Origin of the sequence: Tomitella gaofuii (assembly GCF_014126825.1) — a bacterium.
GTDB classification, from domain to species: domain Bacteria; phylum Actinomycetota; class Actinomycetes; order Mycobacteriales; family Mycobacteriaceae; genus Tomitella; species Tomitella gaofuii.
This window is the reverse complement of record NZ_CP059900.1, coordinates 2,662,430-2,686,428: the sequence shown is the minus strand read 5'-3', so window position 1 is coordinate 2,686,428 and position 23,999 is coordinate 2,662,430. Positions and strand designations below refer to the sequence as shown.

Below are 23,999 nucleotides of genomic sequence, written 5' to 3'. Positions count from 1 at the left end.
CGTGCGGTCAGGCGGCGAAGTCGCGCCGGTCGGGCTCGCCGCGGTACCGGGCGCGGCGGCCGTCGATCCCCAGCCCGCGCCACAGCCGCCGGGAGACCGGGTTCATCAGGCCCAGCTCGTCGGCCAGCGTGCGCATGTCGTCGAAGTAGCCGGACATGATCTGACGCGAACGCGGACTGTCCCAGAACGCCTCGCGGATGACCGCGTCGGGGATGTCGAACCTGCGGGCGAACTCCTTGGGCGGGGTCATGATCTCGCCGGCCAGCCACCGCATCGCCACGGGGAAGAGCACCGAGCACGTGGCCCGTGACGCCCGGCCCATGCGGGGCATGTGCGTCCGCAGGAAATCGCCGGCGAAGGAGATGTGCCGCGCCTCCTCGGCGATGTGGATCTGCATGACCCGCTGGACCAGCGGCGGCAGTTCGACGTCGTGGCGCAGCAGGGACTTCTGGTAGTGGTCGATGGGCTCCTCGCCGCCGAGGATGCCGATGAACAGGACCACGTAGGCGTATCCGCCGGCCAGGCCGATGAACGGGGACGCGCGCCGGAACGCCGGCCGCATTCCGGGCACGTCGACCCCGATGCGGTTGACGAGTTCCTGGAACATCTGGATGTGGTTGCACTCCTCGGTCATCTCGTGGAGGCAGTAGCGGAACTCCGGCGAGTTGTTCGGCAGTGCCGTCACGTAATGCATGAGGCCGCGGATGAGGATGGTCTCGAACGATGCGCCGACCTTGATCGCATTGGCCTGGCGCCAGCGGCCCATGGCGATCCGGCTGTCCAGCGGCTGGTCCTGGTACCACTGTGTGGCGCCCAGCGGGTCGATCGCAGGCGAGAGGACCCAGCGCGGATCCTGCGGGTCGAGCGCCAGGGCGGGGTTGTCCCAGTCGATGTCGAGGTACGGGTGGAAATGCTTGTCCACCGACCCCTCCGAAAGGGTGCGCAGCATCCGCCGGTACTGCGGCGACAGGCCGGGGGCGTGGGCGGCGCGGCGGTCCACCGCGGTGTCGGAATCCTGGAGAGTCATGCCGGCCTCCCGAAACGATCGATGGAACGTTACCTGTGTCACACAGTTTAGTGTGACCGAATGTCGCATGCAAGAGGTCGGTGCGTCGGGTGCGTGCGCGAGCGCCGGGGCGCCGGAGCGGATGTGACGCCGGTCCGGGGCTGCTGCGATGATGGGGCGCGTGAACTCAGCACTCTGGATCGTCATCGCAGTCGTGGCGGCGCTGGTCGTCATCGCCATCGTCGCCGGGGCGGTGCTTTACCGGCGCCGGCAGATCAGCTTCACCCCGCCGCCGGAAGCCGGGATCGAGGAGCGCAAGGCGAAGCCCGGGGGGTATACGACCTCGTCCGGGTTCGACTTCAGCGAGGGCTCAGGGGGTTCCGGTGGCGTCGCGGCGCCCGAGCGTCCGCGGGAACCGGAACCCGCCGCGCGGCCGGAGTCGCCGGCGCCGGTCGTTCCGCCGGAGTCTGCCGCCCCGGCCGCGTCGACTGCTTCCGCTACGCCTGCCGCTCCTGTAGAGCCTGCTGTCCCTGAAGGACCCGCGGCCCCCGCGGAGGAGACAGCACCGTCGGCGGAGACCGCACCGCCGGTGGAGACCGCACCGCCGGTGGACGGTGCGACGACCGCCCCCGCAGAGCCCGAGGCCCCCGCTGAGCCGGCGGAAGCGCCGGCGGAGCCGGAAGCGCCCGTGGGGACGCCCGTCCCCACTGCGGAACCGGAGACTCCGGCCGCCCCCGCAGAACCCGAGCCCCTTGCCGCGCCCGAGGCCCCGGCAGCGCCCGCAGCCCCTGCGGCGCCCGCGGAGGAGATCGCGCCCACCGATGGCAGGCTCGAGCGCCTGCGCGGCCGCCTGTCCCGCTCGCAATCGGCGGTGGGCAAGTCGCTGCTCGGGTTGCTCGGCGGCGGCGACCTGGACGAGGACGCCTGGGAAGAGGTCGAGGACACGCTCATCATCGCCGACCTCGGCGCCGCCACCACGGACAAGATCGTCACGCGGCTGCGCGACCAGATGGCGACCCGGTCGGTACGGACGGAGGACCAGGCGCGCGCGCTGTTGCGTGAGGTCCTGGTGGACGAGCTCCAGACCGCCAACGCGCGGTCGGTGCGCGCGCTGCCGCACAGCGGAAGCCCCGCGGTGCTGCTGGTCGTCGGCGTCAACGGCACCGGCAAGACCACGACGACCGGCAAGCTCGCGCGGGTACTCGTCGCGGACGGCCGGCGCATCCTGCTCGGCGCGGCGGACACGTTCCGCGCCGCTGCCGCCGACCAGCTCGAGACCTGGGCCGACAGGGTCGGTGCCGAGGTGGTCCGCGGCAAGGAGGGCGGCGACCCGGCCGCGGTGGCCTTCGACGCGGTGGCGCGCGGCATCGAGCAGGGCGTCGACGCGGTGCTGGTGGACACCGCGGGCCGGCTGCACACGAAGACCGGCCTGATGGACGAGCTCGGCAAGGTCAAGCGTGTCGTCGAGAAGAAGGCGCCGGTGGACGAGGTGCTGCTGGTGCTCGACGCCACGGTGGGGCAGAACGGGCTCACGCAGGCCCGGGTGTTCGCGGAGGTCGTCGACATCACCGGCGTCGTGCTGACCAAGCTCGACGGCACGGCGAAGGGCGGCATCGTGTTCCAGGTGCAGCACGAGCTGGGCGTGCCGGTCAAGCTCGTCGGCCTGGGGGAGGGGCCCGACGACCTCGCGCCCTTCGACCCGGGCGCGTTCGTGGACGCGCTGCTGGGGTGACCCGACCGCGCGTCACATCGGCGTAACACGGCGGGCCGCAGAGTTTGCACAGCCGCAACATCGTGCCTGCGAACCCGTAACACGGGTTGCGCAGGATGGTTCCCGACGGAGAAGAGGGTCGGGGTCGTCCTGCGGTAGCCGGTGGCGCATTCCGCGGCAGGCCCCTCCGCATGACACGGCCGGGCGCGGTCCCGGCCGGGAGGGACGGTGGTCCGCGTGTCGGTGATGACGGGATCGGTGTGGGAGGCGGTCGCCCCGGACGGGGTCGTGCTGCAGGCGGTCGGCGCGGGGTCGCCGGACGCGGGGAACACGGCGTGGGTGCTGATCAGTGCGGGACTGGTCATGCTCATGACGCCGGGGCTCGCGTTCTTCTACGGCGGCATGGTGCGGGCGCGCAGCGTGCTGAACATGATCATGATGAGCTTCAGCGCGCTCGGTGTCGTCGGGGTGCTCTGGGTGCTGTTCGGCTTCTCGGCGGTGTTCGGCGATTCGGTCGGCGGAGTCATCGGCGACCCGCTCGACTTCGCCGCGCTCGGCGGCATCCTCCCCGAGGGCGCGGGCGACGCCCCGCTGGTGGGCACCATCCCGGCTGCGGCCTTCGTGATCTTCCAGCTCATGTTCGCCTCTATCACGGTGGCGCTGATCTCCGGGGCCGTCGCGGACCGGATGAAGTTCTCCGCGTGGTTGGTGTTCGCGGGGATCTGGGCCGTGCTGGTGTACTTCCCGGTGGCGCACTGGGTGTTCGCCGCGGACGGGCTCGTGTCAGGGGAGGGCGGCTGGATCATCTCGGACCTGCACGCCATCGACTTCGCCGGCGGCACCGCGGTGCACATCAACGCCGGCGTGGCGGCGCTGGTGCTCGCGACGGTGCTGGGCGTGCGCCGGGGGTGGCGTACCCACCCGTCGCGGCCGCACAACCTGACGCTGGTGATGATCGGCGTGGCGCTGCTGTGGTTCGGGTGGATCGGGTTCAACTCCGGGTCCGCGCTGGCGGCCGACGGCGCGGCGGCGTCGGTGCTGGTGATGACGATCGTGGCGGCGTGCGCCGGCATGCTCGCCTGGCTGGTGGTCGAGCGCATCCGGGACGGCCACCACACCACGCTGGGCGCGGCCTCCGGGGTCGTCGCGGGCCTGGTGGGCATCACCCCCGCGTGCGCGTCGGTCGACGTGGTGGGGGCGTTGGTGATCGGCGTGGTCTCGGGTGCGGCCTGCGCCCTGGCGGTAGGGGTCAAGTTCCGCCTCGGCTACGACGATTCGCTCGACGTGGTCGGTGTGCACCTGGTCGGCGGGCTCATCGGGACGCTGTTGGTGGGGCTGTTCGCCACGTCCGCCGCGCCCACCGGCGTGGACGGGTTGTTCTACGGCGGCGGGGCCGACCAGTTGTGGCGGCAGGCCGTGGGAGCCGCGGCGGTGATGGTCTACGCCGCCGTCGTGACGACGGTGATCGCCCTGGCGGTGCGGGCATGCATAGGGCTGCGGGTGGACCCGGAGGACGAGATCGCCGGGATCGATCTGAGCCAGCACGCCGAGTCCGCCTACGACTGGGGCCGCACCGCCGGCCGGCAGGTGCCAAGCCCCGGGCACGCCGGAATCGACCATTCCGCCGCGGAGTCCGGCGTCCGGGGTGCCGATCCGGCCGCAGCGGGGCAGGATCGTGAGTATGCGGTGACCGGTGGCGGGCGCGGGCCGTCGTGAGGCACTCGCCGGCGGTGCCGCTGCGTCGGGCGGCGGTCGTCGCGACGGTATCCTCGGCGCCTCCGGAACCCCTGACCTGGGGCCACGACGAAGGAGTCCACGTGAAGCTCGTGACCGCAATCATCCGCCCCGTGGCGCTCGATGAGGTCGAGGCGGCGCTGAGTGCCGCGGGGGTGCACGGGATGACGGTGACCGAAGTGCGGGGCCGCGGCCGGCAGAAGGGGCACACCGAGCTCTACCGCGGCAGCGAGTTCGCGGTGGACATGCACACGAAGGCCAAGGTGGAGGTGGTCGTCGCCGATACCGCCGTCGACGCGGTGGTCGCCGCGCTCGTCGCGGCGGCCCGGTCCGGTGACGGCGACGTCGGCCGGGTCGGCGACGGCAAGGTGTGGGTGACCCGGGTCGAGCAGGTGGTGCGGGTGCGCACCGGGGAGCTGGGCGCGGACGCGGTGTGATCCCGCCCGGCCGTGTGATCCCGCCCGGCCGTGTGATTCCGCTGGGGGGTGTACTTCCGGGCCCGCGCGGTGCGCCCGCGCGGCGGTGGCGGCGCACTCGCTAGGCTGTCGGGGTGCCGCAGTCCTGCGTGCGGCACCCCGATACACCACCAGAGCAAGCGAACGGGAGCGCAACCGGTGTTCGAATCCCTCTCCGACAGACTCACCTCGTCGCTCAAGGACCTGCGCGGCAAGGGCAAGCTGTCGCCCGCCGATATCGACGCCACCTGCCGCGAGATCCGCCTGGCCCTGCTCGAGGCCGACGTCGCACTCCCCGTGGTCCGTGAGTTCATCAAGAACATCAAGGAACGCGCCAAAGGGGCGGAGGTCTCCGGTGCGCTCAATCCGGCGCAGCAAGTGGTCAAGATCGTCAACGAGGAGCTCATCGGCATCCTCGGCGGCGAGACCCGGCGGCTGAACCTCGCGAAGACGCCGCCCACGGTGATCATGCTCGCGGGCCTGCAGGGCGCGGGCAAGACCACGCTGGCCGGAAAGCTGGCGGTGTGGCTGCGCGAGCAGGGGCACACGCCGATGCTCGTCGCCTGCGACCTGCAACGGCCCAACGCCGTCACGCAGTTGAAGGTGGTCGGCGAGCAGGCCGGGGTGCCCGTGTACGCGCCGCATCCCGGCGCGAGCAGCGAGGGCGAGGCGCAGGGGGCCGGTGTCGGCGACCCGGTCGCGGTGGCGCGCGCGGGTGTCGAGGAGGCCCGCACCAAGGTCCACGACGTCGTCATCGTCGACACCGCCGGACGGCTGGGCGTCGACGAGGTTTTGATGAAGCAGGCCGCGGACATCCGCGACGCCGTGCAGCCGGACGAGGTCCTGTTCGTGCTTGACGCGATGGTGGGCCAGGACGCGGTGAGCACCGCGGACGCCTTCCGCGAGGGCGTCGGGTTCACGGGCGTGGTCCTCACCAAGCTCGACGGCGACGCGCGCGGCGGCGCCGCGCTGAGCGTCCGGCAGGTGACCGGCCGCCCGATCATGTTCGCCTCCACCGGCGAGAAGCTCGGCGACTTCGACGTGTTCCACCCGGATCGCATGTCGAGCCGCATCCTGGGCATGGGCGACCTGCTCAGCCTCATCGAGCAGGCCGAGCAGGTCTTCGACGCGCAGCAGGCGGAGGCCACGGCCCAGAAGATCGGCAGCGGCGAGCTCACGCTGGAGGACTTCCTCGAGCAGATGATGGCCATCCGCAAGATGGGTCCGCTCGCCAACCTCGTCGGCATGCTCCCCGGCGCCGGCGACATGAAGGAGGCGCTGGGCCAGGTCGACGAGAAGCAGCTCGACCGGGTTCAGGCGATCATCCGCGGCATGACCCCGGCCGAGCGCGACAACCCGAAGATCATCAACGGCTCGCGCCGGCTGCGCATCGCCAACGGGTCCGGGGTGACGGTCACCGAGGTCAACCAGCTCGTCGAGAGGTTCTTCGAGGCGCGCAAGATGATGTCGGCCATGGCCGGCCGCATGGGCGGCCCGGGCGGCCACGGCAAGGGCAAGGGCAAGCGGGGCAAGAAGGGCAAGAAGGGCAAGAAGGGCGGGCGCGGTCCCACGCCGCCCAAGGTCAAGGGCGGCTTCCCCGGCGGCATGCCGGGCGGATTCCCGGGCATGCCGGGTGGGATGCCCGGCGGGATGCCGGACCTGTCGTCGATGCCGAAGGGCCTCGACAAGCTGCCCCCGGGGCTTGAGGGCATCGACCTGTCGCAGCTGGATCTGCCCGGGAAGGACGGGAAGGCGAAGTGACCGGGCCCGGCGCGCCGGGCCTCGGCGACGAAGGGCCGTGGCGGATCAGGGGCACCGCGCTCCCCGGCGGTGAGCGCGTCGAGTGGTATCTGCACCACGGGCGGCTCACCACCGCGCCGGTCGCCGGGGCGCGCGACCTCGGCGACGGCGGCTGGCTGCTCCCCGGACTGGTGGACGCGCACTGCCACGTCGGCGTCGGGCGCGGCAGCCGCGGCGTCGGCCCCGACGAATGCCTCGCGCAGGCACGCCTCGAACGCGACCGCGGAGTCCTGCTGGTCCGCGACTGCGGCGCTCCCGTCGACACCCGGGGCCTCGACGCGGTCCCCGGGCTGCCGCGGATCATCCGCGCCGGGCAGCACCTGGCACGGCCCAAGCGCTACCTGCGCGAGCTCGGGCTGGCCCTCGACGATCCGGCGCAACTGCCGGACGCGGTCGAGGAGCAGGCGCGGGCCGGCGACGGGTGGGTGAAGCTCGTGGGCGACTGGATCGACCGCTCCGTCGGCGACCTGGCCCCGCTCTGGGACGACGACATCCTCGCCCGGGCCATCGCCCGGGCGCACGCGGCCGGCGCGCGGGTCACCGCGCACGTGTTCGGCGAGGACGCATTGCCGGGCCTGCTGCGCGCGGGGATCGACTGCATCGAGCACGGCACGGGGCTGACCGCCGAGACCATCGACATGATGCGGCGCCAGGGCACCGCGCTGGTCCCCACGCTGATCAACATCGCCAACTTCCCGGACATCGCCGACGGCGCCGGCAAGTACCCCGTCTACGCCGCGCACATGCGGGCGCTGCACGGGCGGCTGGGCGAAACCATGCGTTCGGTGCTCGATGCGGGCATCCCGGTGTATGCGGGGACGGATGCCGGCGGGATGATCGACCACGGCCGCATCGTCGACGAGGTCGAGGCGTTGGCCGCGGCCGGTCTCGGCGACGCGGCCGCGGTGGCCGCGGCGTCGTGGCGCGGGCGCAGGTGGCTCACCGGTGCGGACGAGTCGCATGCGGGGCTCTACGGGCTGGACCGCGATGATGCGCGGGCCGACCTCGTGGTCTATCCCGCCGACCCGCGCGACGACCCCGGCGTGCTCCGCGCGCCCGCCCTCATCGTCGCGGGCGGGATGCCGGTCGCTCCCGGCGTGCACGCGTAGCGCGACGGGCCACCGGATTTCTGCCGTCGCGAGGGGTCTGGCAGAATGTCAGGCGCTCGCCGCTTCCGGTTCCGTGCCGCGCGGCGGTCACAGGAAAGAGGCAAAACCGGGCGTCCCGAGCCGTGGGGCGCCGCTGAATTGCACGTGACATCACCAAGGAGACCACAGCAGTGGCTGTCAAGATCAAGCTCACCCGTCTCGGCAAGATCCGCACCCCCCAGTACCGCGTGATCGTGGCCGACTCCCGCACGCGCCGCAACGGCCGCGCCATCGAGACCATCGGCCGGTACCAGCCCAAGGAAGAGCCGAGCATCATCGAGATCGACTCTGAGCGCGTGCAGTACTGGCTGAGCGTCGGTGCGCAGCCCACCGAGCCGGTGCTGGGCCTGCTCAAGGTCACCGGCGACTGGCAGAAGTTCAAGGGCCTGCCGGGCGCCGAGGGCACCCTCAAGGTCGCCGAGGCCAAGCCCTCCAAGCTGGACCTGTTCAACGCCGCGCTGGCAGAGGCGGAGAGCGCCCCGGTGACCGAGGCCGTGACCGCCAAGAAGAAGTCCGCCAAGAAGGCCGACGAGGCCGCGGCGGACGAGGCGCCCGCCGACGAGGCGAAGTCCGACGACGCCGGCGAGGCCGCGGACAAGTGAACGCAGAGGTCGTCGCCGACGCCGTGGACCACCTGGTGCGCGGCATCGTGGACAATCCCGACGACGTCCAGGTGGACCTCGTCAGCAGCCGCCGTGGACGGACTGTCGAGGTGCACGTGCACCCCGACGACCTGGGCAAGGTCATCGGCCGCGGGGGCCGCACTGCCACCGCGCTGCGGACGGTCGTCTCGAGCGTCGGGGGCCGCGGCATCCGCGTGGATGTCGTCGACACCGACCGCTGAGACACGCCGGGACCGCACAGGCCGCCGGGTCCGTCCCGCGCGGAGCGGCGCACGCACGAGCTGAGCAGCAGAGGACGGACACTGTCATGGAGCTTGTGATCGGGCGCGTCGCCAAGTCGCACGGCATCCGCGGCGAGCTCGCCGTCGAGATCCGGACCGATGCGCCGGACGAGCGCTTCGCGGTCGGGTCGATCCTGCGCGGGCGCCGCCCGCGCGAGTCCGCGGCACAGGAGTACACGGTGGAAGCCGCCCGGGAACATGCCGGGCGGCTTCTGCTGCGTCTGGCAGGGGTGGCCGACAGGGCGGCGGCGGACGCGCTGCGCGGCACGCTGTTCGTCGTCGACAGCGACGACCTTCCCCGCTCGTCGGACCCCGACGAGTTCTACGACCACGAGCTCGAAGGGCTCGAGGCGCGGCTGGTCGACGGCGGCCGCCTGGGCGTCGTCGCCGAGGTGGTGCACACGGCCGGCGGCGAGCTCCTCGCGATCCGCCGGGACGCCGGAGAGCGACGCGGCAGCGCAGGCCCGGGAGATCCGGGCGAGGTGCTCGTGCCGTTCGTCTCCGCGATCGTCACCGAGGTGTCCCTCGCCGACGGGTTCGTGCGCATCGACCCCCCGAGGGGGCTGCTCGACTTCTCCGAGGCGGACTCGGCGGCGCCCGATGCGGCGCCGGGGGACGGGCGGTGACGGCCCCCGGACACGACGGGGGTCCGTGCGGCGAGGGACACGACAGCGCGGCCTCGGAGCGGTCGCCCGGGCGCTTCGACATCGTCACGATCTTCCCCGAGTACCTCGAGCCGCTGCGCGCATCGCTGCTGGGCAAGGCGTCGGCGCGCGGGCTCGTCGAGGTGCGCGTGCACGACCTGCGCGAGTGGACCCACGACGTCCACCGCACCGTCGACGATGCGCCGTACGGCGGCGGCCCCGGCATGGTGATGAAGCCGGACGTCTGGGGCGCCGCCCTCGACGACGTGTGCCCGGACGGCGCGCTGCTCGTCGTGCCCAGCCCCGCGGGCCGGCCGTTCTCCCAGGCGACGGCGCAGCGTTGGGCCCGGGAACGCCACCTCGTCTTCGCCTGCGGCCGGTACGAGGGCATCGACCAGCGGGTGATCGACGACGCCGCGCGGCGGGTGCAGGTGGAGGAGGTCTCCATCGGCGACTACGTGCTCATCGGCGGCGAGGTCGCCACCATGGTGATGATCGAGGCGGTGGCCCGGCTGCGCCCCGGCGTGCTGGGCAACGCGCGTTCGCACCAGGACGATTCGTTCTCCGACGGGCTGCTCGAGGGGCCCAGCTATACCCGCCCCCACTCGTGGCGGGGCCTGGACGTGCCGGAGGTCCTGCTGTCCGGGGACCATGCGCGGGTGGACCGCTGGCGGCGGGAGCAGTCCTTGCTGCGCACGGCGGCGCGGCGCCCGGAACTGCTCGAGTCCGCGGAACTGGGCCCGGCCGACCACGCCCTGCTGGCGGAGGCGGACCGAACACGACCGACGACACGAAGGGGGCCCGGGTGACGGTGTCCGACACGCCCGAGACGACGCAGACCGCCACGACGGGGGAGCAGGCGACGCACGACCCGGCCGCGCAGGCCGCGGCCGCGCTGTGCAGCCTGCCGACGGTGACGGTGCGGGTGGCCGACGAGCTCGGGGTGGCGGAATCCCGCGTCGCCGCGGCGGTGGCGCTGCTCGATGACGGGGCGACGGTGCCGTTCGTCGCCCGCTACCGCAAGGAGGCCACCGGCGGCCTCGACGACACCGAGCTGCGGCGGCTCGACGAGCGCCTGCGGTACCTGCGCGAGCTGGACGAGCGGCGCGCCGTCGTGCTCGAGTCCATCGCGTCGCAGGGCAAGCTCACCGCGGCGCTGCAGAACGCCGTCGTCGCCGCGGACTCCAAGTCGCGGCTGGAGGACATCTACCTGCCCTACAAGCCCAAGCGGCGGACCAAGGCGCAGATCGCCAGGGAGGCGGGCCTCGGGCCGCTCGCCGAGCTGCTGCTCACCGACCCCGACACCGATCCGGACACGGCCGCCGCGCGGTACGTCGACGCGGACAAGGGCATCGACGACACCGCCGCCGCGCTCGCGGGGGCCCGGGCCATCCTGGTGGAACGTTTCGCCGAGGACGCGGACCTGGTCGGCGAACTGCGCGAAACCATGTGGGGCCGCGGGCGCCTGTCCACCGCGGTGCGCGACGGCAAGGAGACGGCCGGCGCGAAGTTCTCCGACTACTTCGACTTCTCCGAGCCGTTCACCACGCTGCCCTCGCACCGGATCCTCGCCGTCTTCCGCGGGGAGAAGGAGGAGGTCCTGCGGGTCACCCTCGACCCGGAGCCGGGGGAGACCGACACGGCGGCGGACCCGGCCGCGAGGCCAGTGTCGGTGTACGAGACCGCCATCGCGGCGCGGTTCGGGATCGCCGCGCGCGGCCGCGCGGCGGACGGCTGGCTGGCCGACACCGTCCGCTGGGCATGGCGGACCAAACTCATGCTGTCGCTGGGCATCGACCTGCGGCTGCGGCTGCGCCAGAACGCCGAATCCGCCGCGGTGGACGTGTTCGCGCAGAACCTCAAGGACCTGCTGCTCGCGGCCCCGGCGGGCAATCACGCGACGATGGGACTGGACCCGGGCTTCCGGACCGGCGTCAAGGTCGCCGTCGTCGACGGCACGGGCAAGCTTCTCGAGACGGCGACGGTCTATCCGCATCCGCCGCAGCGGCGCCACGACCAGGCCCTGGCGGCGCTCGCGGCGCTGATCGACAAGCACGGCGTGCAGCTGATCGCCATCGGCAACGGCACCGCTTCGCGCGAGACCGACGCGCTGGCAGCCGAGCTGCTCGCCGCGGCGGGCGGTGCGGCGCCCCTGCGCAAGGTGGTGGTGTCCGAGGCGGGAGCATCGGTGTACTCGGCATCCGAGTACGCAGCGCGCGAGTTCCCGGATCTCGACGTGTCGCTGCGCGGCGCGGTGTCGATCGCCCGGCGGCTCCAGGATCCGCTGGCCGAGCTGGTCAAGATCGACCCTAAGTCCATCGGCGTCGGGCAGTACCAGCACGACGTGTCCGAGACGAAGCTCGCGCGCAGCCTCGACGCGGTGGTGGAGGACGCCGTCAACGCGGTGGGCGTCGACGTCAACACCGCTTCGGCGCCGCTGCTGCGCCGCGTGTCCGGGATCGCGACGACGCTGGCCGAGAACATCGTCGCGCACCGCGAGGCCCACGGCCCGTTCAACACGCGCAAGGAGGTTCTCGACGTGGCCCGGCTGGGCCCCAAGGCGTTCGAGCAGTGCGCCGGGTTCCTGCGGATTCCCGCGGGCGCCGACCCGCTCGACGCCTCGGCGGTGCACCCCGAGGCGTATCCGGTGGTGCGGCGCATCCTCGAGGCCACCGGGCATGACGTGCCGGGATTGATGGGGCGGTCCGCGCTGCTGCGGGGGCTGCGGCCGCAGGACTTCGCGGACGAGCGCTTCGGTGTGCCCACCGTCACCGACATCCTCGCCGAGCTCGAGAAGCCCGGGCGCGATCCGCGACCGGAGTTCGTCACGGCGTCGTTCGCCGAGGGCGTGGAGAAGATCACGGACCTGCGGCCCGGCATGGTCCTCGAGGGCGTGGTCACCAACGTCGCGGCCTTCGGCGCGTTCGTCGACGTGGGCGTGCACCAGGACGGCCTCGTGCACGTCTCCGCGATGTCCGACCGGTTCGTCTCGGACCCGCACGAGGTCGTGTCGTCGGGGCAGGTGGTCAAGGTGAAGGTCCTCGACGTCGACGAACAGCGTTCGCGCATCAGCCTCACCCTGCGCCTCGATGACGAGCCGGGCTCGCGTGGAGGGGCCCGCGCGCCCGGCGGCAAGGGCGCCGGGGGCAAGGGCGCCGGGGGCAAGGGGGCCGGCGGCAAGGGTAAAGGCGACGGCGGCAAGCGCGCAGGCAACCGCGATGGGGGCGCGGCCGGGGCAAGCGCTCCGCGGGCGGTGACGGTGGCGGCGGCGCGATGGCCGACGCGCTGCGCCGTGCCGGTCTGCGCTGACCGCGATCCCGGTCCGCTCCGGCCGGGAACATATCGCGCCCGCCCGGCCGCCGCAGCGTCCCGCACAGGCCGATTTCGCGGGCGGGCGGCTGCTCTGGCACAATGACGTGGTTGCCTGCGGCGGGTGCGGTGCGTCCGCGTGCCCGTCCGCCGCACGCCGCCGCACGTGCCGAAGGGGCGCATCCACCGGACGCGCAGCCTGCAGGTCTCGAGCATCTGCAGGACGCACGGCCCCCGGCGCACGCGGTGGCGGCGCACATACTGATTCGGAGCATGAACCGGTCGAGCCCCGGCCGCCGGGTTCCTCTGCTCGAGCGCATCTGACAAGGATGGATCGACGATGAACACCCTGGACTCAATCGACAGCGCGTCGCTGCGTGACGACATCCCGGATTTCCGCCCCGGCGACACCCTCAATGTGCACGTCAAGGTCATCGAGGGCTCCAAGGAGCGCGTGCAGGTCTTCAAGGGCGTCGTGATCCGGCGTCAGCGCGGTGGAATCCGCGAGACCTTCACCGTCCGCAAGGTCTCCTTCGGCGTCGGCGTGGAGCGCACCTTCCCGGTGCACAGCCCCAACATCGACAAGATCGAGGTCGTCACCCGCGGTGACGTGCGCCGCGCCAAGCTGTACTACCTGCGTGATCTGCACGGCAAGGCCGCCAAGATCAAGGAGAAGCGCTGACGCGCGCCGATCCCCGGCGGAGCGTCGTCTAGCCTGTCGTAGTGACCGACGAAACGACGCCCCACGGATCCGCCCGCAACGGGCCACACGACCATCCGCAGCACGCGAGTGCTGCGGATGGCGCGTATCAGGACCGGCCGGACGACGCCGAGGGAGGCCCCGCCGCAGCGCCGGGCGCGGCGGATGACGGCGCCGGCGGCAATTCCGGCGCCGGCGGCGATTCCGGCGGCAAGAAGAAGCCGCGCCGGTTCGTCCGCGCGGTGCGCGAGATCGGCATTCTCGTCGTCGTGGCCGTCGTGCTCAGCGTTCTGCTGCAGACGTTCGTGGCCCGCGTCTACCTGATCCCCTCGCAATCGATGGAGACCACCCTGCACGGATGCCCCGGCTGCACCGGCGACCGCATCGTGGTCGACAAGCTCACCTACCGCTTCACCGACCCGCGCCCGGGCGATGTGGTGGTGTTCAAGGGGCCGCCGTCGTGGAACGAGCACTTCGACTCCAACCGATCGTCCAACACCTTCATCCGCGGGCTGCAAGAGGTCGGCTCCTTCATCGGCCTTGTGCCGCCGGATGAGAACGACCTGGTCAAGCGGGTGATCGCCGTGGAAGGGCAAACGGTGCAGTGCCTCCCCGGTGACAAGGGCGTCACCGTGGACGGCACGCTGCTCGACGAGCCGTACGTGAAGAATCCGCCGTCGCCGCTGCCCGGAGCGGATTCTCCCTGCCAGGGGCCGTACTTCGGGCCCGTGACGGTGCCGAAGGACCACGTCTGGGTGATGGGGGACAACCGCACCGATTCGGCGGACTCCCGCTATCACATGGGCGACGCCGCGTCGGGGACAGTTCCCGTCGACAACATCATCGGCAAGGCGCGTTGGATCGTTCTGCCGTTCAGCCGCATCGGCTCGATCCCGTCGCCCGACCCGCAGTCGTGACGTGGCAGTCATGACGGGGCGGCCGTGACGGAGACGGGACGCCGCACCGCCCGGCGTGACGGTCGGTGGCCGCCGCGGACCGTCGTGCGCGGCGCATCCGGGCTGCGCGCGATGGAAGCCGCGTTGTACCGGGCGGGCCTGGGGCCGGTGGCGGGCGTCGACGAGGCCGGCCGGGGTGCCTGCGCCGGGCCGTTGGTGGTGGCGGCGTGCATCCTGGGCCCGCGGCGCCACGCCGCCCTGGCCCGGCTCGACGATTCCAAACAGCTCACGGCGCGCACACGCGAGGAGCTGTTCCCGGTGATCCAGCGGCTCGCCGTCGCGCACGCCATCGTGTTCATCGGTCCGGACGAGGTGGACGAATCCGGCGTGCACGCCGCGAACATCGAGGGGATGCGGCGTGCGGTCGCCGGGTTGGGCCGGCCGCCCGGGTACGTGCTGACGGACGGCTTCCGTGTCGCGGGCATGCCGTCGGCGTCGCTGTCGGTGATCGGGGGCGACGGGGCGTCGGCGTGCGTGGCGGCCGCCAGCGTGCTGGCCAAGGTGGCGCGGGACCGGGCGATGGCCGCGCTGGACGCGGAGGTGCCCGGATACGGTTTCGCCGTGCACAAGGGGTATGCGACGGCGGCGCATCGCGCCGCGCTCGAAGAGATGGGGCCCAGCCGCGTGCACCGCTTCTCCTACGCCAACATCGCGTCGTCGGCCGCACGCTGCGCCACGGGGTCCGCCGTGGATGGAGCGCGGGCGGCGCAAGGCTAGTCTGGGGTCCGGGCCCGTACACATCGCGGGCGGACCGGCGGCAGCGCCGCAACGGAGTCACGGGAGGAGCGCAACAGCACCCATGAGTGCCGAGGACCTCGAGAAGTACGAGACCGAGATGGAACTCTCGCTGTATCGGGAGTACAAGGACATCGTCGGGCAGTTCACCTATGTGGTGGAGACCGAGCGGCGGTTCTACCTGGCCAACTCGGTCGAGTTGCTGCCCCGCAACGCGGACGGCGAGGTCTATTTCGAGCTGCGGATGTCGGATGCCTGGGTGTGGGACATGTACCGTCCCGCGCGGTTCGTCAAGAACGTCCGGGTGCTCACCTTCAAGGACGTCAACATCGAAGAGGTCGACAAACCCGACCTCGACCTGCCCGAAGGCGGCGACTTCGGGCGGTAGCCGCCCCGCGCGGTCTCGTCCCGCCGTCCTCCCCACAGCCCCGCGCGGTCTCCCCGTGCCCCGGGCGGTCACCGGCAATACCACATCGGCGTCGCGGCGCCGCCCGCGAACGGCCCCGTACGGCCGGGTTCTCCACAACCGGATCGGTACTCCACAGATTTCGTCCGGGTGCGCGTTCGGCGCCGGAACGGGGGGACTGTCCGGGCAGGATCGTCGTCGGCGGCATCGCCCGATGATGCCGCCGGCCGGCGTCGCACGCGCCGGCCGCGTGCGACACGAGGGGGGCGGATGCACCGCGCACAGGCATGGGGGAGCACACAGACGCTGGTGACCGGCAAGGCGCCCGGGATCGGCGGCGCCGTCTGGCACACGCCCGCTCCGGGGGCGGCGGCATGGACGACGCGTGAACTGGGGGATTTCGGCGAGGACGTCGCGGCCGCGTACCTCGAAGAGGATGCGATGACGGTGCTCGAACGGAACTGGCGCTGCCGGGAAGGGGAACTCGACATCGTCGCCATGGACGGTGACGCGGTGGTGTTCGTCGAGGTGAAGACCCGCCGCGGCGAGGGGTTCGGCGCGCCGGCGGAGGCGGTGACGGTGGCGAAGGCGCGCAGGTTGCGCCGGCTCGCTGCACGCTGGCTCAGCGAGCAGGCATGGTCTGTCGACGAGGTGCGTCTCGACGTGGTCGGCGTGGTCGTCACCGACGACACGGCCTATGTCGAGCACTACCAAGGTGCTCTCTGATGGCGCTCGGCCGGGCGTATTCCGTGGCGTTGACCGGGCTTGCGGGCCATATCGTCGAGGTGGAGGCCGATGTCGGCGGCGGCCTGCCGGGTGTGCACCTGGTGGGGCTTCCGGACACGGCACTGCAGGAGGCGCGTGACCGGATCCGCGCTGCGGTGGCCAACGCGGGGGAGCAGTGGCCCCGCACCAAGGTGGTGTTGGCGCTCTCGCCGGCCACCCTGCACAAGGTCGGGTCGCTTTACGACCTGGCCCTGGCCTGCGCAGTGTTGAATGCGCAGGCGGGGTTGCCCGCGCGTCGACTCCGCGAGACGGTGCTCCTGGGGGAACTCGCACTCGACGGCCGCGTCCGCGCCGTCCGCGGGGTGCTGCCGGCGGTGCTCGCCGCGCGTGACGCGGGCTGCCGGGCCGTCGTGGTCCCCTCGGAGAACCTCGGCGAGGCCGCGGCCGTGCGCGGCATCGCGGTGCACGGCACCGTGCATCTGGCCGAGCTCGCCGCGTGGCTGCGGGGCGGTACCGCGCTCGCGTCGCCGGGCCCGGCGCCCGCACCGGCGCGGGCGGAGGTGGCGGACCTGTCGGACGTCGTCGGCCAGCTCGAGGCGCGCCGCGCGCTGGAGATCGCCGCGGCCGGGGCGCACAACCTCATGCTCACCGGGAGCCCCGGGGTGGGGAAAACACTTCTTGCGCAGCGGCTGCCGGGGATTCTTCCGGCGCTGACGGAGGAGGAGAGCCTGGAGGCGACCGCGGTCCACTCGACGGCCGGGATGCTCACGGCGGCGGCGCCGCGGGTCGTGCATCCGCCGTTCGTCGCGCCGCACCACACGACGAGCGTCAGCGCCATGGTCGGCGGCGGGGCCGGCTACGCACGGCCCGGGGCGGTGAGCATCGCGCATCGCGGGGTGCTGTTCCTCGACGAATGCCCGGAGTTGCCGCCGGCCGTTCTCGAGGCATTGCGCACCCCGCTGGAGGACGGTGAGGTGCGGATCGCCCGGCGCGACGGGGTAGCCCGCTACCCCGCACGGTTTCAACTGGTGCTGGCGGCCAATCCGTGCCCGTGCGCGCCGGCGAAGGACGTCGACTGCATCTGCACCCCCACCGTCCGGCGCAGATACCTCGGCAGGTTGTCGGGCCCGCTGCTGGACCGGGTCGACCTGCGCCTGGTGTTGCGCCGGCCGACGGGCGGAATGCTGACGCACGAGGCGGGGGAGTCGTCCGCCCGGGTGCGCGAGCGGGTCACCGCGGCACGCACCGCGGCGGCCGCCCGCTGGCGGGGCCGAGGGTGGACGACCAACAGCGCGGTGCCCGGTTCGGCGCTGCGCAGGGAGTTCCGGCCGTCCGCGCCGGCGCGGGCGCCCATCGAGACGGCTCTGCGGCGAGGCCGGCTGACTCCGCGCGGCGTCGACCGGTGCCTGCGCGTCGCGTGGACCCTCGCCGACCTGGCCGGACACACGGTGCCCACGGCCGACGACACCGCGACGGCGCTGTATCTGCGGGACAGGAGCGCGGCATGAACCTCGACACCGACCCGGCGGGCTCCCCCGCGGCGGGCCGGCCGCACGCCGGCGGCTGGCGGCGTGGGCGTACCTGTCCCGCGTGGCGGAGGCGCCATGCGGCGCGCTGCTCGAGTTCATCGAGCAGAGCACCGCGGCGATCCGGTGGCCGCCGCGCAGGCGGTCCGCTCCCGCGCGGGACTGCCGGACGCGGTCGCGTCGGCGACCCGCGCCCGGTACGCCGTCGACTCCGCCGAGCGTGACCTGGCGGCGATCGCGCACCTCGGCGGGAGGTTGGTCACCCGTGACGACGACGAGTGGCCGCTGCTGCGGACGCAGCAGTTCGGGCTGCCGGATGCGGCCGTGGACGGATCGCCGCCGGTGGCGCTGTGGACGGTGGGTGCCATGGCGCTCGGGCGCCTGGAATCGCGCGCCGTGGCGATCGTCGGCACCCGCGCGGCGAGCGGGTACGGGGAGCACGTCGCCGCGGAGATCGCGGGGGACCTCGCCGCGCAGGACTACCTGGTGGTGTCGGGCGCCGCCTACGGGATCGACGGGGCGGCGCACCGGGCGGCCCTCGGCGCGGGTGGGACGACGGTGGCGATCCTCGCCTGCGGCGTCGACCGCGCCTACCCGGCGGGGCACGCGCGGCTGTTGCGTGCGATCGCCGAGTCCGGCGCGGTGCTCTCGGAGTATCCGCCCGGCATCGTCCCGGGGCGGCACCGCTTCCTGGCGCGCAACCGCCTGGTGGCGGGGCTCACCGACGCCACCGTGGTGGTGGAGGCCGGGCGCCGCAGCGGGGCGCTGAACACCGCCGGTTGGGCGGAGCGGATGTGCCGGAGCCTGCTGGCGGTACCGGGTCCGGTGACCTCGGCGACGTCCGCCGGCTGCCACATGCTCCTGCGCCAGGACCGGGCCAACCTCGCCGCGGACGCCGAGGACGTGATGGAGGTGGCGGGTCCGTTCGGGGCGCTCGGGGCCCCGCCGGGAGCCGGCGGGCCCGCACGGCCGACGGATGGACTCACCGCCGTGCAGCTGGCCGTCCACGACGGTCTGCCCGCGCGGGGCGCCCGGTCCAGTGAGGAGATCTCCGTCGAGGCCGGGGTGAGTCTGGGACAGACGATGGGCGCGCTGGCGGTTCTCGAGCTCCACGGGCTCGCGGTCCGCGCAGGCGAGGATTGGGCGCTGGCGCGCGCCGGGGGACCGGCCGCGCGCTAACCGCGGGCGGGGGCGCGGCGGCGTCCCCGCCCGGCCGCCGTCGTGCTGAACGCCACCGCCGAACAGCACGCGGACACGGCGACGGTGATCGCCATGGGCACCGCCGACGCCCCGCCGCCGAGGCCGACGACGGGCGCTGCGACGGCGCCCACGGTGAACTGCAGTGCGCCGAGCACCGCCGAGCCCGTTCCCGCCCGGGTCCGCACTGCGTCGAGGGCCAGCCCGGTGGCATTGCCGAAGATGAAACCGATCGAGCAGGTCAGCAGGAACATCACGGTGAGCAGCGGCCACCGCGCGTCGAAGTCGGCCAGGACGACCGCGAGCATCGCGACGGAGACCGCGACGAGCGACCCGACGCCAAACGACAGCAAGGTGTGCGGCCGGAAGCGCCCGATCAGGCGGGAATTGACCGCGTTCGCGCCGGTGAGGCCGACGGCGTTGAGGGCGAACAGCACCGAGAACACGCCGGGGGAGAAGCCCATGATGCCCTGCAGGATGAACGGGGACGCGGAGATGTAGCCGAACAGCGCGCCGAAGGCCGCCGCGAAGGTCGCGGCGTAGCCGAGGTAGACGCGTGTGGCCAGGACCGCGCCGATGCTCCGCCCCACGGCGCGCGGTTCGACAGGATGCCGGCGGGCGGCCGGCAGCGACTCCGGCACGAAACGCCACGCGCACAACAGCATGAGTACGGCCAGGCCGGTGAGCACGTAGAACACGCCGCGCCAGCCGATGGGGGCCGACGAGCGCGCCGCCCAGCAGCGGCGCGACCACCGGTGCCACCCCGGTGATGATCATCATGATGCTGAACAGCCGGGCCGCGCGGTCGCCGGAGGTGCGGTCGGCGATCACCGCACGCGCCAGCACCACGCCGATGCCGCCGGTGAAACCCTGCAGGAACCGTGCGACGACCAGGACCGTGATCGACGGCGCCAGTGCGCACGCCAGTCCGGCCGCCGCCAGCAGCACCGTCCCGGCGAGCAGCGGCCGGCGCCGCCCGAGGCCGTCGGGACAGCGGCCCGATGGCGAGCTGTCCCGCCGCGAGCCCCAGCATGAACGTCATCAGCGTGAGCTGCACCAGCGCATCGTCCGCGGCGAGGTCGACGCCCACCTGCGGCAGCCCGGGCAGATACATGTCGGTGGCCAGTGGAGCGATCGCGGACACCAGGGCCAGCGTCAGGAGGGTCGGCACCGGGATCGCGCGTGCGGGCCCGGCGGGCGTGGTCTTCGGCGGCATTGTGCCGATTGTGCTCCGCCGCCGCCCCGCCCGTGACACCGGTGGCATGCTGTGCGCATGGCGTCACTTTCGAATGCCGATCCGGCGCGGAGGGACCCGGCCGCGGGGCCGCTTCCGGCGTACCTGACCGGTGTCGTGGACGAGTTCGGCGCGCACCTCGAGTTCGAGCGCGGCCTGTCGCCGCATACGCGCCGCGCGTACCGCCGCGACGTCGAGTCGATCCTGCGCTATGCGGTCCGGGCGCACGAAGGGGCCTCCGGCGCCGGGAACACGGGCCACGGGAGCACGGGGGACGGAAACACGGTGGACGGGCGCGCGCTGCTGCACGCGCTGTCGCTGGCGGACCTGCGCGGGTGGCTCGCGGAGTCGGCGTCGGCGGGTGCGGCACGCAGTTCCCTCGCGCGGCGCACGTCGGTGGCCCGGACCTTCGTGTCGTGGGCGTCCCGTCGTGGCCTGGTCGGTTCGCGACGACGGCACGCGCCTGGCGGCGCCGCGGCCGCACCGCACACTGCGCCGGTGCTGGGCCAGAGCAGGCGGCCGATGCGCTCGCCGCGGCCGAGTCGGGCGCCCGTGAACGCGACCCGGTGGCGCTGCGCGACCGTCTCATCGTCGAGCTGCTCTACGCCACCGGGATCCGTGTGGGCGAGCTGTGTTCCCTCGACATCGACGCGGTCGACACGGAACGGCGCGTGCTGCGAGTGATCGGCAAGGGCGACAAGGAGCGCGTGGTGCCGTACGGCGCCCCTGCACAGGCCGCGCTCGACGAGTGGCTGGGCCACGGCCGCCCCGCGTTGGCCGCGGGGAGCTCGGGCGCGGCGCTGCTGCTGGGCGTGCGTGGCGGGCGGCTCGGCCAGCGCGCGGCCCGCACGGCCGTGCACGAGGTGCTCGCCGCGATCCCGGGCGCGCCGGACATGGGCCCGCACGGGCTGCGCCATTCCGCGGCCACCCACCTGCTCGAAGGCGGTGCCGATCTGCGCGTGGTCCAGGAGTTGCTCGGGCATGCGAGCCTGAGCACGACGCAGCTGTACACACACGTGTCGGTGGCGCGGCTGCGGGCAGTGCACGACAGGGCGCATCCCCGGGCCTGACTCCGCACGCCGCGGCAGTGCCGGCTACACGGGCAGCAGCCGGACGGTGATCGTGCCCAGCAGCGAACGCGGGTCGAGGTAGTCCCGGCCGTCTCGCAGGCCCCAGTGCAGGCACGCTGCGCGGGGGCAGCCCGTGTGCCCCGCCGACAGCCGGCCGATCACCGTGCCCGTGGTGACGGGATCGCCCGCGTGCACCGCCGGTGTCAGCGGCTCGTACGTGGTGCGCAGCCCGGTCGGGTGGTCGATCGACACCACCCCCCGCCCCGCCACGGGGCCGGCGAAGGCGACGACCCCCGGGCCGGCGGCGCGCACGGGGACGCCCGGGGCGGCGGCCAGGTCCACTCCGCGGTGCCCCGGACCGTATCGGAACTGCGGCTTGTCGAAGCCCCGCGTCACCTCCGGAGCCCCCCCCAGGGGCCAGTCGTAGACGGCCGGCCGGGTTCCGGTCGGCCGCGTGACCGCCTGCGCGGATCCGTCGATGCCGGCCGCAGGCGGCGCGGCGGGTACCGCGAGCGCGGGGGCGGCGCATGCCGCGGTGAGGCACAGCGCCGCGGCGATCCGCCCGGCAGAGCGTGCAGGGGTGCGGGGGGCCGCGTGCTGCGGCGGCGACGTGCTGCGGGGGGCGGGCATGCGCCCAGTGTCGACGGTGCGGGCGCAGCGCGGCGGCGTCGCCGGGCGCGGCTGTGGACAACCGGGCCGCCGTCCCCATCGAACACCGGATCGGTTGACAACCGGCGCCCGGGCGGACTCGGTTTCTTGCCGGGGCGCCGACGACGTACACTGGACCGGCGATCCGTCCCCGGGCGGATTGACTTCGCGCGTCCGCACCCCCGGCACTCCGGTGCCGGTACCAGGACCGCCGACGGTCCCGCAGCGCGGACGGATCCCAGGTCCGTCCGATGCGGGTTCGGTGGATCCGCGGGCGCCAGGGCGGCGACCGGCCGGTCGCCGCGGCAACCGTGAACAAAGGAATGGCATCACCATGGCCGTAGTGACTATGAGGCAGCTGCTCGACAGCGGCGCCCACTTCGGGCACCAGACCCGCCGGTGGAACCCCAAGATGCGTCGGTTCATCTTCACCGACCGCAACGGCATCTACATCATCGACCTGCAGCAGACGCTGACGTACATCGACAAGGCGTACGAGTTCGTCAAGGAGACCGTCGCCCACGGCGGCACCATCCTGTTCGTCGGCACCAAGAAGCAGGCGCAGGAGTCCATCGCCGCGGAGGCCACCCGCGTCGGCATGCCGTACGTCAACCAGCGTTGGCTCGGCGGCATGCTCACCAACTTCCAGACGGTGCACCGTCGCCTCCAGCGCCTCAAGGAGCTCGAGACGATGGAGCAGACCGGCGGCTTCGAGGGGCGCACCAAGAAGGAAATCCTCATGCTCACGCGTGAGAAGAACAAGCTCGAGCGCACGCTCGGCGGCATCCGCGACATGGCGAAGATCCCGTCCGCCGTGTGGATCGTGGACACCAACAAGGAGCACCTCGCGGTCTCCGAGGCGCGCAAGCTCAACATCCCGGTCGTCGCCATCCTCGACACCAACTGCGATCCGGACCTGGTCGACTACCCTATCCCGGGCAACGACGACGCCATCCGCAGCGCCGCGCTGCTGACCAAGGTCGTCGCCACGGCCGCGGCCGATGGCGTGCAGTCGCGCGCCGCCCGCAATGCCGGCGACGACAAGCCGGAGGCCGCAGCCGGCGAGCCGCTGCCGGAGTGGGAGCAGGAGCTGCTCTCCGGTGATGCAGAGAAGGCTCCCGCCGCCGAGGAGTCCGCTCCCGCCGCCGAGGCCGGCAAGCCCGCCGAAGAGGCGGCGCAGGCCCCGGCCGACGCCCAGCAGTAGAGACCCGCACGGCCCGGCCGAGGGCCCAATCACCGAGGAGGCTCGCCTCGATGGCGAACTACACCGCCGCTGACGTCAAGCGGCTCCGGGAGCTCACCGGCTCCGGAATGATGGACTGCAAGAAGGCTCTGGAGGAGAACGGCGGCGACTTCGACAAGGCCGTCGAGTTCCTGCGCATCAAGGGCGCCAAGGACGTGGGCAAGCGTGCCGAGCGCGCCACGGCCGAGGGGCTCGTCGCCGAAAAGGGCGGCGTGCTGATCGAGCTCAACAGCGAGACCGACTTCGTCGCCAAGAACGAGCAGTTCCAGGAGCTGGCGGACAAGATCGTCGCTGCCGCTGCGGAGGCGCGTCCGGCCGACGTCGCCGCCCTCGAGGCGCTGCCGCTGGACGGCAGCACCGTCGGCGAGGTCGTCCAGGCCATGTCGGCCAAGCTGGGCGAGAAGCTCGAGCTGCGCCGCGTCGCCTCCCTGGACGGGCAGGTGGCCGTGTACATGCACCGCCGCAGCACCGACCTGCCGCCGGCTGTGGGTGTCGTCGTGCAATACACCGGCGAGGGCGATGCCGCGGCGGAGGCCGCGCGCGGTGCCGCGATGCAGGTGGCGGCCATGAAGGCCAAGTACACCTCCCGTGACGAGGTGCCCGAGGAGACCGTCGCCAAGGAGCGTCGGATCGCCGAGGAGACGGCCCGCGAGGAGGGCAAGCCCGAGCAGGCGATGCCCAAGATCATCGAGGGCCGGGTGAACGGGTTCTTCAAGGACGTCGTGCTGCTCGAGCAGCCGTCCGTGTCGGACTCGAAGAAGACCGTCAAGGCCGTGCTCGCGGAGTCGGGCGCGGAGGTCACGGCCTTCCACCGCTTCGAGGTGGGGCAGGCCTGATCGGCTGGGGC

The 23,999-nt window shown here is 72.9% G+C and carries 21 protein-coding genes and 3 pseudogenes; 20 read left to right on the top strand and 4 right to left on the bottom strand.

Annotated elements, in window-relative coordinates; genetic code table 11:
* Nucleotides 1-7: 7 nt before the first annotated feature.
* Nucleotides 8-1,027 (bottom strand): AurF N-oxygenase family protein, encoded by a 1,020-nt coding sequence (locus tag H4F70_RS12485; protein WP_182357425.1) that lies wholly within the window; start codon nucleotides 1,025-1,027, stop codon nucleotides 8-10.
* 151 nt (nucleotides 1,028-1,178) lie between these two features.
* On the opposite strand from H4F70_RS12485, the gene ftsY reads away from it, so the two are divergent.
* The 17 genes and pseudogenes from ftsY (at nucleotide 1,179) to dprA (ending at nucleotide 18,939) form a co-directional block, all read left to right on the top strand.
* Nucleotides 1,179-2,738: a signal recognition particle-docking protein FtsY gene (gene ftsY / locus H4F70_RS12480; protein ID WP_276521109.1), complete on the top strand. Its 1,560-nt coding sequence runs from the start codon at nucleotides 1,179-1,181 to the stop codon at nucleotides 2,736-2,738.
* A gap of 225 nt (nucleotides 2,739-2,963) precedes the next feature.
* On the top strand, nucleotides 2,964-4,433 hold the full coding sequence (locus H4F70_RS12475; RefSeq protein WP_182360383.1) for an ammonium transporter: 1,470 nt from the start codon (nucleotides 2,964-2,966) through the stop codon (nucleotides 4,431-4,433).
* Nucleotides 4,434-4,534: 101 nt separating this feature from the next.
* The gene (locus H4F70_RS12470; protein WP_182349083.1) at nucleotides 4,535-4,888 is read left to right on the top strand and encodes a P-II family nitrogen regulator; all 354 of its coding nucleotides are present in this window, start codon (nucleotides 4,535-4,537) and stop codon (nucleotides 4,886-4,888) included.
* A 177-nt stretch (nucleotides 4,889-5,065) separates the two neighbouring features.
* Complete coding sequence (gene ffh, locus H4F70_RS12465; protein WP_182357423.1) at nucleotides 5,066-6,667, top strand: signal recognition particle protein; 1,602 nt, start codon at nucleotides 5,066-5,068, stop codon at nucleotides 6,665-6,667.
* Nucleotides 6,664-7,815: an amidohydrolase family protein gene (locus H4F70_RS12460; protein ID WP_182357422.1), complete on the top strand. Its 1,152-nt coding sequence runs from the start codon at nucleotides 6,664-6,666 to the stop codon at nucleotides 7,813-7,815. Before ffh ends, H4F70_RS12460 begins: the two co-directional genes overlap by 4 nt.
* A 170-nt stretch (nucleotides 7,816-7,985) precedes the next feature.
* Nucleotides 7,986-8,456, top strand: coding sequence for a 30S ribosomal protein S16 (rpsP, locus tag H4F70_RS12455; RefSeq protein ID WP_182349085.1), 471 nt, complete (start codon nucleotides 7,986-7,988; stop codon nucleotides 8,454-8,456).
* Nucleotides 8,453-8,698 (top strand): RNA-binding protein, encoded by a 246-nt coding sequence (locus H4F70_RS12450; protein WP_182349086.1) that lies wholly within the window; start codon nucleotides 8,453-8,455, stop codon nucleotides 8,696-8,698. Before rpsP ends, H4F70_RS12450 begins: the two co-directional genes overlap by 4 nt.
* A gap of 86 nt (nucleotides 8,699-8,784) precedes the next feature.
* Complete coding sequence (gene rimM, locus H4F70_RS12445) at nucleotides 8,785-9,384, top strand: ribosome maturation factor RimM (protein ID WP_182357421.1); 600 nt, start codon at nucleotides 8,785-8,787, stop codon at nucleotides 9,382-9,384.
* A gap of 80 nt (nucleotides 9,385-9,464) precedes the next feature.
* Nucleotides 9,465-10,211: a tRNA (guanosine(37)-N1)-methyltransferase TrmD gene (gene trmD / locus H4F70_RS12440; protein ID WP_235681555.1), complete on the top strand. Its 747-nt coding sequence runs from the start codon at nucleotides 9,465-9,467 to the stop codon at nucleotides 10,209-10,211.
* A gap of 86 nt (nucleotides 10,212-10,297) precedes the next feature.
* Nucleotides 10,298-12,711, top strand: a pseudogene (locus H4F70_RS12435) (Tex family protein).
* Between the two features lie 340 nt (nucleotides 12,712-13,051).
* Nucleotides 13,052-13,393 (top strand): 50S ribosomal protein L19, encoded by a 342-nt coding sequence (gene rplS, locus H4F70_RS12430; RefSeq protein WP_143908650.1) that lies wholly within the window; start codon nucleotides 13,052-13,054, stop codon nucleotides 13,391-13,393.
* Between the two features lie 41 nt (nucleotides 13,394-13,434).
* Nucleotides 13,435-14,328, top strand: a complete 894-nt coding sequence (lepB, locus tag H4F70_RS12425; RefSeq protein WP_235681085.1) for a signal peptidase I — start codon at nucleotides 13,435-13,437, stop codon at nucleotides 14,326-14,328.
* A gap of 24 nt (nucleotides 14,329-14,352) precedes the next feature.
* Complete coding sequence (locus H4F70_RS12420) at nucleotides 14,353-15,084, top strand: ribonuclease HII (RefSeq protein ID WP_268968324.1); 732 nt, start codon at nucleotides 14,353-14,355, stop codon at nucleotides 15,082-15,084.
* An 82-nt stretch (nucleotides 15,085-15,166) separates the two neighbouring features.
* On the top strand, nucleotides 15,167-15,490 hold the full coding sequence (locus H4F70_RS12415) for a DUF2469 domain-containing protein (protein ID WP_182349088.1): 324 nt from the start codon (nucleotides 15,167-15,169) through the stop codon (nucleotides 15,488-15,490).
* Nucleotides 15,491-15,838: 348 nt separating this feature from the next.
* On the top strand, nucleotides 15,839-16,234 hold the full coding sequence (locus H4F70_RS12410; RefSeq protein ID WP_235681554.1) for a YraN family protein: 396 nt from the start codon (nucleotides 15,839-15,841) through the stop codon (nucleotides 16,232-16,234).
* Nucleotides 16,234-17,742, top strand: coding sequence for a YifB family Mg chelatase-like AAA ATPase (locus tag H4F70_RS12405; RefSeq protein WP_182357418.1), 1,509 nt, complete (start codon nucleotides 16,234-16,236; stop codon nucleotides 17,740-17,742). Before H4F70_RS12410 ends, H4F70_RS12405 begins: the two co-directional genes overlap by 1 nt.
* Before the next feature lie 96 nt (nucleotides 17,743-17,838).
* A complete protein-coding gene (gene dprA / locus H4F70_RS12400; RefSeq protein WP_420883130.1) occupies nucleotides 17,839-18,939 on the top strand; it encodes a DNA-processing protein DprA in 1,101 nt (366 codons plus the stop codon).
* Here dprA and H4F70_RS21265 read toward each other — a convergent pair.
* Nucleotides 18,936-19,655, bottom strand: coding sequence for an MFS transporter (locus tag H4F70_RS21265; RefSeq protein WP_338064857.1), 720 nt, complete (start codon nucleotides 19,653-19,655; stop codon nucleotides 18,936-18,938). The genes dprA and H4F70_RS21265 overlap by 4 nt on opposite strands.
* Nucleotides 19,656-19,737: 82 nt before the next feature.
* A pseudogene (locus H4F70_RS21260) lies at nucleotides 19,738-19,905 on the bottom strand (Bcr/CflA family drug resistance efflux transporter); the annotation flags it as partial.
* 325 nt (nucleotides 19,906-20,230) lie between these two features.
* Between H4F70_RS21260 and H4F70_RS20920 the strand changes: the two are divergent.
* Nucleotides 20,231-21,261: pseudogene (locus H4F70_RS20920) on the top strand (tyrosine-type recombinase/integrase).
* 24 nt (nucleotides 21,262-21,285) lie between these two features.
* On the opposite strand, the gene H4F70_RS12385 reads toward H4F70_RS20920, so the two are convergent.
* Nucleotides 21,286-21,891: a M23 family metallopeptidase gene (locus H4F70_RS12385; RefSeq protein ID WP_182357416.1), complete on the bottom strand. Its 606-nt coding sequence runs from the start codon at nucleotides 21,889-21,891 to the stop codon at nucleotides 21,286-21,288.
* A gap of 352 nt (nucleotides 21,892-22,243) precedes the next feature.
* Here H4F70_RS12385 and rpsB point away from each other — a divergent pair, with 352 nt between their 5' ends.
* Together rpsB and tsf are read left to right on the top strand one after the other, a co-directional pair.
* Nucleotides 22,244-23,113, top strand: coding sequence for a 30S ribosomal protein S2 (gene rpsB, locus H4F70_RS12380; protein ID WP_182349095.1), 870 nt, complete (start codon nucleotides 22,244-22,246; stop codon nucleotides 23,111-23,113).
* A 50-nt stretch (nucleotides 23,114-23,163) separates the two neighbouring features.
* Nucleotides 23,164-23,988 (top strand): translation elongation factor Ts, encoded by an 825-nt coding sequence (gene tsf / locus H4F70_RS12375; protein WP_182357415.1) that lies wholly within the window; start codon nucleotides 23,164-23,166, stop codon nucleotides 23,986-23,988.
* The last annotated feature ends 11 nt before the right edge of the window (nucleotides 23,989-23,999 follow it).